General features: G+C 39.0%; 9 protein-coding genes. 1 reads left to right on the top strand and 8 read right to left on the bottom strand.

All coding sequences use genetic code 11. From position 1 onward, the window contains the following. Positions 1–209: 209 nt before the first annotated feature. From cas2 to cas3, 8 genes are all read right to left on the bottom strand, one after another. Positions 210–503: a CRISPR-associated endonuclease Cas2 gene (cas2, locus tag IM676_RS05915; RefSeq protein WP_200989349.1), complete on the bottom strand. Its 294-nt coding sequence runs from the start codon at positions 501–503 to the stop codon at positions 210–212. Next, complete coding sequence (cas1d, locus tag IM676_RS05920; RefSeq protein ID WP_200989350.1) at positions 500–1,477, bottom strand: type I-D CRISPR-associated endonuclease Cas1d; 978 nt, start codon at positions 1,475–1,477, stop codon at positions 500–502. The genes cas2 and cas1d overlap by 4 nt, the downstream gene beginning before the upstream one ends. A gap of 3 nt (positions 1,478–1,480) precedes the next feature. Continuing rightward, positions 1,481–2,065: a CRISPR-associated protein Cas4 gene (cas4, locus tag IM676_RS05925; RefSeq protein WP_200989351.1), complete on the bottom strand. Its 585-nt coding sequence runs from the start codon at positions 2,063–2,065 to the stop codon at positions 1,481–1,483. A 7-nt stretch (positions 2,066–2,072) separates the two neighbouring features. Beyond that, positions 2,073–2,945 (bottom strand): CRISPR system precrRNA processing endoribonuclease RAMP protein Cas6, encoded by an 873-nt coding sequence (gene cas6 / locus IM676_RS05930; protein ID WP_200989352.1) that lies wholly within the window; start codon positions 2,943–2,945, stop codon positions 2,073–2,075. Further along, positions 2,914–3,732, bottom strand: a complete 819-nt coding sequence (gene cas5d / locus IM676_RS05935; RefSeq protein ID WP_225880459.1) for a type I-D CRISPR-associated protein Cas5/Csc1 — start codon at positions 3,730–3,732, stop codon at positions 2,914–2,916. Before cas5d ends, cas6 begins: the two co-directional genes overlap by 32 nt. Positions 3,733–3,824: 92 nt before the next feature. After that, positions 3,825–4,826 (bottom strand): type I-D CRISPR-associated protein Cas7/Csc2, encoded by a 1,002-nt coding sequence (gene cas7d, locus IM676_RS05940; RefSeq protein WP_200989353.1) that lies wholly within the window; start codon positions 4,824–4,826, stop codon positions 3,825–3,827. A 67-nt stretch (positions 4,827–4,893) separates the two neighbouring features. After that, positions 4,894–7,815, bottom strand: coding sequence for a type I-D CRISPR-associated protein Cas10d/Csc3 (gene cas10d / locus IM676_RS05945; RefSeq protein WP_200989354.1), 2,922 nt, complete (start codon positions 7,813–7,815; stop codon positions 4,894–4,896). A 41-nt stretch (positions 7,816–7,856) separates the two neighbouring features. Beyond that, complete coding sequence (gene cas3, locus IM676_RS05950; protein WP_200989355.1) at positions 7,857–9,992, bottom strand: type I-D CRISPR-associated helicase Cas3'; 2,136 nt, start codon at positions 9,990–9,992, stop codon at positions 7,857–7,859. Between the two features lie 164 nt (positions 9,993–10,156). Between cas3 and IM676_RS05955 the strand changes: the two genes are divergently transcribed. Further along, positions 10,157–11,164, top strand: coding sequence for a helix-turn-helix transcriptional regulator (locus IM676_RS05955; protein WP_200989356.1), 1,008 nt, complete (start codon positions 10,157–10,159; stop codon positions 11,162–11,164). Positions 11,165–11,418: the final 254 nt, after the last annotated feature.

Raw genomic sequence — 11,418 nt, forward strand, 5'->3', positions numbered from 1 at the left:
CCAGAAGCTAGTAGTAGAGCCATTTTCCCAGCCAATTTTGGCGGGACTACTTTAAAAGTCCGTTTTCAGCGTTCACTAATAGGCTCTACATCCATTATGAAAAGTCCGAAACTATTAACTTGTCAAGGTTCTGAGGTTTTGGCGGGAGGTGGGGGGTTTTTGACCATGCTTTCCCATGCCAAAAAAATCATATCACCATCACATCAAGATTACAATATAATTGTTTCTTGTTTTCGGGGTTGTTCGGAACCGTAGGTAATGGTTTTACGTACTGCTCCAGCATCCAGAACATAGATACGCACGGAATCTTCAGCAGGTTTAATTAAATTCTCTAACTGCACCTTCAGTTTAGCAAACTGCACAGCATTTAAAAAACATTCAAACACACTGTACTGCGTCCAAGTTCCGTAGCCAGAGAGCATTTTATGCAGTTTTGTCCGTCGCTTATTAGCTGCTTTATTATCTGGCAAATCGTAAATTATTAGGTAAAATAAGCTACTCATCGCAATATCAGGGGTTTATAGGGAACACCTTCTTGTAAATATCGACTAAATAGACGTGCTTGCAACTCAATAGCACGACGATAGGTACAACGATAGCCAAAGGTGGGATGTTTAAACTCTTGATTCATTTTCCGTTCCCACCCTTGCAAAAATTGTTTACGTCCGCTGTCTGAAAGTCGATATGCTCCCAGATTTGCTGTAAAGTCATCGGGTTTAATTTCCTTATGGCTGATCACAGAAAGTATTAAATTATCTGCAACCAAGGGGCGAAATTCTTCCATTAAGTCCAAAACCATGGCCGGTTGTCCCCTAGTAGCTTCGTGTAAATAACCAACATAGGGGTCTAAACCTGCTAGATGTACGGCGGCGGTGACTTGGACTTGCAAAAGCCCATAAGCAAAGCCCAACAAAGCATTCACCCCATCTGTGGGTGGGCGGCGATTTCTGTGTGTAAAACCCCATTCCTCATCCAGAATTGTTGACCAAGCCGCAAAATATTCCCGTGCTGCTAACCCCTCCACACCCCGGACTTCATCTAAGGTTGTTTGTTCTTTAACTAACTGTTTACGAGCTTTAACGGAATTATCTTTTTGCTCGTGGCGGTATAAAACAGTATGCTGATTATGGATTTTACCGGTGACGATAGTTTTGACAATCTCCAGCCGTTGGCCATGATCACAGTAAGCAGCATACTGTGCTAATCGTAACTGACCATTACGAGAATAGGCAGGAAGTGCCGAACCTAGATATTTACCAAAACCAGAAAGATAATGTATGGGCATTCCCAGTTCCAAAGCATACACCAGAGCATCCCCAGTAATTTGGGGATTCCCCATTAATACCACTTGTTCTACAGTTTGAGCGGGGACTGATTTTTTTTCCCAACTGCCATTTTCTTGTTTTAAAGCTACTTTAAAGGCTTCAGCAGTTTTACTAACTACAGCATCAGGCTGGGTAACATACAGGATGGACATATTTTAGACCTCAAGGAGTAATTTTTTGATTTCTTTGGGTAAACAAATTCCCCGCAAGCTGCAATCTTGACACTTTTTAGGATGGTCAATAGGAAGGGGTATTTTTTTCCCAATTGCAGCTCGAGCCGATGCAATTGCTTGTTCTGTAGCTTGTCGCAATGAGGGGGTAAAATTTACCCTTTGGCGGCGACGGTTTGCATGGTAAAAAATTTCTCCGTAGGTAATAGACCGTCCTGTGCGTTCTTCTAAACAAAAGGCGGAAGCGCACAGTTGGAAATGGTCATTAAGGTGGTTCCCCATAGCTCCCTTTTTAAATTCCACAGGGACTAATTGATCATCTTTTTCTTCCACCGCATCAATTATTCCATTAATCAGCAGGCGATCGCACCACACCCACTGATGTCGATAAATCACCCGATCCCCCTCCACAGTTTTTCCCTCATCATCAACATTACGATGCAAGTGGCGACCAATAACCAGATGTTCATTATCAGCATTTTCCCCAAGTTCGTATTCCAGAAAAAACCGACGGTGACAATACTCCCAAGCATTTAAATAAGCTAGAGGAAGATAAAATTCTTCATTCATTTGAGGTTTACCTTAATTTCTGTTGACGGCGTTTTTTTAAAGTTTGATTGGGGGAATTTAGATCCTTACCACCTTGAACTACTAACTGTGTTTGTCCCATTCCCATAGCCGTTTTGCGTCCCACCCCAGCAAAGAAGGCAAAATTAGCCAAAATAGTAGCAATGCGAGCCGTGTTCATATCACTAAATCGGTAATTTACCCAACCCTGACCCCCAACTTCTGCACCTCCCTCCATCTTCAGAGCGTAGGTTTTTAATTCATAAGCTGTAACCACAGCATTCCATTCACAACTAGCAAAATGATATTGTTCTGGGGCGAAAAAATTCCAGCGTCGCAGCAGAGAATTAAACACCAACTCTGGTAGGGGAAAAGTTTGGACAGTTTGATTTTGTTTGAAGCTAGTAGGAGATAAAAAATGTAATTCAATGTCACTTAAAACCTGGGGAGGATTAGATAACAAAGTATAATCAGCCGCACCTGCTAACTGATGTGTTCCTGGAATAGCGTAGAGATTGCGTAGGACAAATGGAAACTGAGCTAATACTACAGATTTGGTTTCTGATTGTTCAAATCCACGCATTAAAGGCTCAATCAAATTACCATCTAACAACCCAATCCGAAAATAAAAATAATCTCCTACCCGCACACCACCTTGACGACGATTTCCCAATAGTCCCGAAATAGTCAATGGTGAATATTGAGTTTGATGAATAAATTCCGCAATGGATGGGTTTACTCCTGATAACCATTGCAGTACTAGGGCGTGTAATGCACGGGATAAAGTAGCTGGAAGATATCCCGATTCCACAGCTGCAAGTTCCACAACAATTGAATGTAGTGTAGTAGATTTATGCGGTAGCGACAACGGTTCCTGCTCCATAAAATCCTCCCATTGGTAAATGAATTTTCTCAGGTAATTGTTGATATTGTTCCCTGTTTAAACTTGACTTAAAATCTTTCCAAAGCTGATTCTTAGTTACTAAATGCTCACCGCTTAACTGTGCGTGACTGACTAAACTTGTAGGAGGCATAACAATCCGATTATAAAGAATAATCTCAGTATTTTTCGGTAAATCTAAAGGATTTAATGGATGCAAACAAGTGTAATTATCAGACTTAGTTTGTAAAACCTGCTCAGGGATTTTAATCACTTCTACCTTAACCTTTCCAGACCACTTACCCAAACGAATCCACTTAGGAATGATGATAGATTCTGGAGCAATAATATAAGTACGATATTGACTACCAACAGCTAATTCCTTAGCACGTCCATAATTAATGGGGTAGTTTTTATCTGCACCCTTATCACCAAACTGTTGAGCTTTACCATAATAGGTAACTTGCGCAGCTTTGAAAGTATTAATTTGATATGACCATTGAATAGGTTGAGCCGGGAATACATAAATACCAAATTTATTCAGATGTAAAAGATTACGTTCATAACTTGTATCTAAATATGCTGGTTTCTGCGCTCTTTCACCCTGTAAACCATAGGGTAGGGGAATGTAATTAACAGAAAATAGGGCAAAACTTAATCCCCAGTTATGTAAATATTTTTCAGTTTCATAGAGTGTCCCCATTTCCCGCGTGGCGAAAAAAACATTATCATGTAAGGTCAATGTACAGTGATATAGTGCCATAATGCTATAATCAAATTCTGTGTTCATATTCTCAATAAGTGTTAAGGTGGATAAACCACCCCAACACTAACAACTAAAGATTAATCTCACCGATTAATCGGTAAAACTAATCGGTAAAACTAATCCTTTTTACCTTTCTTTTTCGATGCTCCAAAAGATTCGGCGTAGGCTTTAGTTTGCCCATATAGTGTAGTTATAGTTTCCTCTAACTGGGCGTGATCTTGGTAAAGTCCATTGATTTCACCAATTAAATTATCTAATTCAGCACCAAAAATTACCTTACTTTGGCGTACAGGTTCATTATTTAATAAGCCCTTAGTCACTGTTTCCACCTGCTGTAAAATCACATCAATAGGCGCATTGACATCTGCTTTTAAAGCATCATAAAGTGCCTGGGTAAAGTGTAAATTACTAAATATTTCTCCATCGCTAAAGACAATACCCCCAATATAATTGCGCATCGTTCCTGTGCGTGATTCTTGAGCACCATATCTTTTAGTACGAAGTAAGTTACCAAGAACGTAGATAAAGCCTTCATAGGTGGGGTCACGTAGAGTTTCTACCGTGGGAAATGTGACTTCTGGAATCACATGATCTAATTCATTAATTGAACTTTTAGTTTTTCCACCTTCACTCATAGTTCCTGCTTCATAAGGGGCGTTAAAAGTGAAACTACGATGAGATTCTTCATAAGCACTCAGAGAAAAAGCTGAGTCAGAATAGACTTTAGAACGTTCAGAACCACTATCACCAATTGCAAATCCGTAAATAATACAGTCCGGGCATTTTTTACAGGATTTTTCGCCGTTATACTCGCAGTATTTATCTTTGTTGTTTTCATCAGCAGTAGTTAGATTCAAACTCCGGAGTAATTCTCTTCCCGCTAGTCGTTCTGGGGTGGTTTGTTTACGCTTGAACATGACTAAACGGCTAATGTATTTTTGACTTTCATCTGTACTTTTTAATCCTGCTTGGGTACGTGCTGTATTCAGGATTCCATCTGTTTGGAATACAGGGAATGATTGACTGTGGCGTAACATAATAAAGTGAACATATTTCCCCGAAGCCAGACGGGGGAATGCAGATTGAAATTCGGGTTTTAAGGTTTTGAGAATGTTCATGGTTTGGTTAGTTGTGTTTTAGTATTTGATAATTGGGTTGACCTATAGATTTTCAGGTTTGGGGGTATTAAGATGATTTTGCTGATTTCTCCTCCAAAGCTAACCACCGGTAAGCAAATTCTGCACCGGATTTGATGCGGTTACGGTTTTCTTGTAATAAGGCTCTATCTCCTTGATAAAGTTCTAAGAAGAGTTCCCGGACGCAGGTTGTGGCGAAGCTATGAATGGCTGCGATTTCTTGGGCTTGACGGGTGGGATAATCTAAATCTTTATTCATCATTAAGGGACGTTTGTAAACATCTTGGCGTTCTAGAGCATCTTTGATTTGTCCAGATACTTGTAGAATTAAATCGTTGACTTCGATTTGTTGGGGAACTGATAAAATTATTTCCAAGGCTTTAGATATTCCTAGTAAAATGGCATGACTTGATTCTCCTAAATTGGGTTGATAAAATACACGATATTGTTTTACCAACTTTTCGATTAATGTCATTATATACACTCCTTGATTTGGTTGTGTTTGGTCTTGTTTTACCCAGAGTTGGGCATATTGCCAATAACGTTGAACTTCATCTTTATGAGGATTATCTCGTTGATCACGTCGTAACCGTTCCTGTGCTAAAGAAAAAACATTCAGAACATTTGTTGTTACCTCCCGCACTGTTTTAATCAAATCGCGCCATTTAGCATCAGGTGCAGAACTGCGAGTATCTAAATGTAGGCTGTAAGCAATTAAAAGCCGTTGCATGGCATTTTCAAAATGATGTATGCGCAAGGAATTAGGTAAGCCTAGTAAGTTCCAAAATGATGCAGGTGCATCAAGAATAACAGACTCTTTAAAATCACTATCACTACCATAAAGTGGTACATAACTACTAGTAGCTATTACTTTAACTCCTAGTAAAATCGGTAATGATAGTGCTAAAAAAGCAGGTTGTACCCAAGCATCAGTCAGGGTTTTTTCCCTGGTTGTTGTGTAACTCATTGCCATAAAAGGTAAGTCTTCACCCCTGTATTTATGATCTTGAAAACGTCCTTCTTCCGCTTCATCAGTTAACCATTTAACTGATTGTAAAGCAGTAATATTCATCTCTTGTTCTAGCCATTTTTTGCGCACATCCCACAGGCTAATTTGCTTCATGTTATTAACTAAAAGTTTAATAGCTGTAGCAGTTTGGGGAGAATAGACATAGGCGGGAAACAGATATAAAAATACTGGTTGTTGGTCTTCTAACTTTCCCGGTGGTACTGACCAAAACGCCTGTCTTAGTAACATTTCTAAAGCATATATTTTGGAAATACCACGTTTAATTTTTCTCCCGCCTAGAGGATTCTTATTACTATATTGCTGTGGTTTAAATAAAACCACTGAATCCATTTGGTCTTCTGAGATAAATTCACCGGAACTTAAAGAACAAATAGGCTGTTTAGCTAACTTGGTTTTAGCATCAGTATAAGTTATTAATTCCCGATGAAAGGAGGGTTGATTATTGTCCCATCCTTTAATTTCTAAATATTGATTGAGGTATTCATCAAAAATATCACGGATAGGGCTAAAATATGGGGGGAGTAAGTTATTTTCCTCTGCCCATTGGGCTAAATCTTGCGCCCATTTTTCCATGGGTTCTAAGATATCTTCTGGCTTTAAAGTTGCATGGGTAGCAACATAATATGCTGCTGCATAATACCAACCATAATTTACTCCTCCTGATTGTATTTGGGTTTGTTCTGGTGAGATTTTATCTTGCAGTCCTAATTTATTGAGCATCCAATCAATGTACTCTGGGGAATTATTAAAAAACTCTTTTTGTAGCAGGATAATAAATTCAGCAATTCTATCTGCGCGGATATCTTCACCAGGATTTAAAAATTGTCGCTCAGTTGCAGTTAAATCTAAATTTGCCAACCGTTTGGGTGTAGCTGGATCTTTAATATTTGCCACTTTAACATTAATAACTTGTGGTAATTGGCAAATTAATTCGGATGCAGAAAATAATTCTAAAGTTTGTGGTGCAGCTTTTAACCCCTTACCATCTCGCTTAAAACCAATGTCTCCACCCATCATTTTACTGCTTAAAACTTCGCAAATTTTCCCCCAGATAAATTCTTGGAGTTTATCAATATCTGGAGCTTGATAATTTGCTGGTGCTAGGTAAATTACACCTTGTGCAAAGAATAAAATTGGCTCCCAATTCAGGTTCTTAGCAAAACTTAAGGTGGCATTATGAATGCCATTACTCAGAATACCTATTGTATCTCGCAGACGATGATAAACTAAGTTTTTATTAATGTTTAAAAACCGCAGTTGTTCTCTGAGTCTATCTCCTCCGGTTTGAGTGTCAATATCTCCTGGGTCCCTCAAATGTACTGCAATATCACCAAAAGCCAGCAGACGACGTAAGGGAACTTCTAACCGACGACGGTCTTTAATTTTAGGAGTAGGCCAGTTAACTGGGTAAATATTTGTACTGCTTTTATTCTGAGTATTTTGTGATAAATAGGCGATTTCTGGTAAATATTCTAACCATTCTGACCAAAATAATTTAAATTGCAGTTTTTCGCCTAACTCATGACAGAGAGTAATGATATTTTCGACTTCCCAGTGTTTGGGTGTTTCTTCCCCTTGTGCGTGACAATATTTGTTGTAATCGTGTAAGGTTAATCCTAAGCACAGGAGATATTTTTCTAATTCTGATAGAGGTTGAGGTAAATATTTACTGATGTTCCAAGCTGTGAGTAAGCCATTGAGAACGTGAACTAATAAATTTTGATCAGCATTATTTGAGTATGTTTGTGCTTTTTCGTGAGCGTACTTATCCCCAAGGTCTGTTAATATCTGGTAATGGTTTTTATACTCACCTCCCAAAGCTGAAATCAAGGCAAATTCTTTTTCAAGGGATGGGAGCAATGTTTCAATATACAGGCGTAGAATTGGATCTGTGTCTTCACTCAGAGTTTCAATGAGTAGTGTTTGCAGTAGGGTAGACATAATGATTAAAAGGTAAAAAGGCAATAATTAACAATCAACAATCAAAAAATGGAAGATTCAAATGTTGTCCTAGTGAATCTTTTTAAGCGCCATTTTAAGGCTTCAAGAAGTAAAGCATCTTGGCTAAATGCACAAGCATAAGCCTGTTCACTAGCGTCAACCAGACGATATAAACCAAATAAGGGACTGAGGTTTAGGGTACGACTCACGTCCCAATGACTACTTTGTTTATTTTTGTTGACTGGTACTAAAAAGGTCAGTAGTTGCTTTTGTTTTAAACAGGTAATGACATCAGATTGAGGATGTCCGATTAAGCTGAGTTTATCTATGAGGGAAAGCTCACCAATTTTTAACTCATTACTCAGACGATTACATTGTAAACTAATGTGATTAATCCGTTGATCAACCCATTCCTGAATGCGGAGATAAACACTGATGAAATCATCGGGAAATTCTTCCTCACCCCGTCCAGAATTAGTCGCTGCGTTTAAAAATGTCTCCCGGTCAATAATTTCTACTTGCGCATAGGGTAAAAGTCGCAGTAAGTCATAGGTGTAGAAGTTCTTCTCATCCCAAATTGCAGCTTGTAGTGTTGAACTCCCCCGAAAGTGTAATAGTTCTTTTTGGGTGGCTTTACCAACAGGGTTGTTTTGCATTGCAACCCATTTTTGATGTGCTGATTGAAAATCTTGAGAATATAGACGCTGCAAATCTTCGGTCATGCGATCGCGCACTAACTGACTGACTCTGCTATTTTCTTGAGTGATGCGGGAAAACATTCCCTGTGCTTGTAATGCTCCCCAACGCTGGCGATATTGTTCAAACTGTTTTGGTGGGTCAAAAGCAAAGGCGATCGCATCTTTTAACACATCTCGTGTGACTGTTTGATGTAGACTTAGTTGTTCTTGTAGTCTGGCCATGACCCAGGGAGTATGACCGGGAATCAAAATAAATGCTGTGTACTTATTAAACCCAGGATGTCTACCCAAACGCCCCAAACGCTGCATGATTGTTGCAGAGTCACTACTTTCAAAAATCAACAAATGAATCTTAAAGTCAATACCAACATCAACAGCAGATGTACCAACAACTATAACAGGTTGTTCAGCATTTTTTAATTCATTTTGTACTTCTAATCTGATTGTTCTGTCAATGCGGCCGCTAATTTCTCGCACTATCACTCCGGGTAATAAATTATGGAGTAAATAAGTAACTTGTCTAGCTTTAGCTACAGAGTTGACAATAATTAATCCCCTGGCCTTAGACTCAGAATTAAGAATTTTTTCAATAGTGGGAATTTGTTCTTTTAACCATGTCTGGGTGTCTGCATCTTTGGCTAATTGCACAAACTCTAATTCCACAGCTTGCAGAATTTGTCTAAACCCTGTGGTTTCTTCATTTCTATAAACTCCTTGGACAGAAGCAACTTTAAAACCTGTTTGGCGTAATTGTTTGATAAAGTCATCTTTTGGCGTTGCAGAAGTAAATAAAAACCGGCGGGGACGAGATTGGTTTTCTTGACTACGACGAATAAAAGCCAAACTATTTAAAGCAGCAGTTTCTTGATGACTGCCAAAAATATGAAATTCATCAAATACCCATAAATCCGGCCACTCTGCTAATACTAATGGTAAGATATCAATACCATAAGCAGGATCGCGGTATTGAAAGTGAGTCATGTAATGGAAAATATCAGGGTTAGTTAATAAAATCGGCTTTTGTTGAATTGCTAACAGTAATTCTTGAAATTTGTTACTTTTATTTGCTTGTTGAACCCGTCTAGTTAATTCCGCACCAAATAACCGGTCTACTCGTTGAGCAGCATCTAAACCAAACAGCGCATTATATTTATATTGCTGTTCCCATTGGTCTTCTACCAGTTCAATCGTGGGATATAACCCCATGATGCGAAAATCAGGATTTATGAGTGCTGGTAAATTTGCACCCAAGGTTTTACCATCACCTGTTACGGCTTGATTACAGATAATATCTGCATCACCATGTATAATTTCTCCGTAAGTCTGAGCTTGATGTGATGATAAGGGACAAGGACAATTAGGCGGAGGTTGGAGACTGGGGGCTTTTTGTGTAACAATACACTCAGAAGTACACCCAAGAGGACAGTTTTCAACTCCTGGGTTGAGTTGAGAGTAAAGAGGCTGTAAAAAAAGCTTCACTGTATTAATTCTGTGTTACTTAGATATAGTCTATTACCAATTTTGAGAATATTATTATCAAAATTTGATACCAATCTAAATTTTAATAGGGCAGGACATCGAGATTTTGATAAACTTTAATGCTGTAATGCTGTAATGCTGCTAACAGCTCGAACTTCTCTGAAATGCCAAGTAAAGATTACAACCAAATCGCCTTTGGGCTAGAAATTCTCAGACTTCTAGCGGAAAAACCGCGACGACGGGAAGAGTTAGCAGAATTACTCTCACTGTTTATGGAACAACATGGTAAATCTGCTGATGATGCTGATGTTAAGCAAAAACTGACCCGCACTATTCGCAAACTCAGAGACTGCGGGATTGAAATTGACAGCGGAACTCACAGCCCTTATAAATTAGTTGAGTCAAATTTCCCTGTGCTTTTGTCCCATCAACAGAAACAAGCCCTTGCAGTAGCCGCTTATTTCCTTTCTGGTATGGGTTTTTCGGCGCAAGCTAGCCAAATTCAACGTATTGGCAATATTACAGAATCGGACATTGCAGATTGTTTTAAAGTAGATTTTAACCCTCCGGTTGATTATGGCGATCGCAATTTAGAGACCATCGTTTCCCAACTCCAAGCACGCTGTCAACAACAGTGTCGTTACACCATTCACTATCAAAGCAAACCAGGACAAGGACGTATTTGGGATATTGACCGCTCAGAACTAAGACTCCATGATGGTATTCTCTACTTATTTGCATTTATACCTGATTGGCGTTCTTACCGATTCGACTATTGGCCGAATATTGACCAAAATCTGATTTTTCGGTTAGATAAAATTATCAATATTGGTCCTGCATCTACTACTCATTGGCTATCCTGCGACTTTCCCACCTTAAAAATTCGCTATCGTACCAGCGGACAATTATCTAATTATCAACCCCGGCGCAAAGATGAAGAAATTGTTTACCGTGACCCTGACGGGAAATACTCTGACATTGAAGCCACTATAGATTATTGGTTTTGGTTTCGTCAGCGTATTTTGAAATATGGGGTAAATGCGGAAATTTTAACCCCCCAGAATTTAGCTGATGAAATTAAACAGGAGTATCAAAAAATCTGGGAAAAATTATCAGCAGATGACAACAAAATTACATCCTTACCCCGGCGGGTTTTTAATTTCTCCAGCTAAAAAAGCTATTCCCCCCCATATTCAAGATTTTGTTGACGGTTAACGGGTCAGCAGGAGCCACGGGTTACAAACCCCTGTCTGATAGCTAAAGTCGGATAAATCCGACTGGGTATTAAATATAACTTTATAAATAGGGTTAATAATGATTATCATACGGGGAATTTATTCCCCGGCTAATGGCTGTTGATGGTCACACCTCTTCCCAGTCAACCGTCAACCGTCAACCGTCAACAAATCCAAACCTACCCCCGAAT

Source organism: Anabaenopsis elenkinii CCIBt3563 (assembly GCF_015245355.1).
GTDB lineage: Bacteria > Cyanobacteriota > Cyanobacteriia > Cyanobacteriales > Nostocaceae > Anabaenopsis > Anabaenopsis elenkinii.

Coding starts and splice junctions, on each gene's coding strand:
- cas2 (WP_200989349.1), bottom strand. CDS start 503: ATGAGTAGCTTATTTTACCTAATAATTTACGATTTGCCAGATAATAAA.
- cas1d (WP_200989350.1), bottom strand. CDS start 1,477: ATGTCCATCCTGTATGTTACCCAGCCTGATGCTGTAGTTAGTAAAACT.
- cas4 (WP_200989351.1), bottom strand. CDS start 2,065: ATGAATGAAGAATTTTATCTTCCTCTAGCTTATTTAAATGCTTGGGAG.
- cas6 (WP_200989352.1), bottom strand. CDS start 2,945: ATGGAGCAGGAACCGTTGTCGCTACCGCATAAATCTACTACACTACAT.
- cas5d (WP_225880459.1), bottom strand. CDS start 3,732: ATGAACACAGAATTTGATTATAGCATTATGGCACTATATCACTGTACA.
- cas7d (WP_200989353.1), bottom strand. CDS start 4,826: ATGAACATTCTCAAAACCTTAAAACCCGAATTTCAATCTGCATTCCCC.
- cas10d (WP_200989354.1), bottom strand. CDS start 7,815: ATGTCTACCCTACTGCAAACACTACTCATTGAAACTCTGAGTGAAGAC.
- IM676_RS05955 (WP_200989356.1), top strand. CDS start 10,157: ATGCCAAGTAAAGATTACAACCAAATCGCCTTTGGGCTAGAAATTCTC.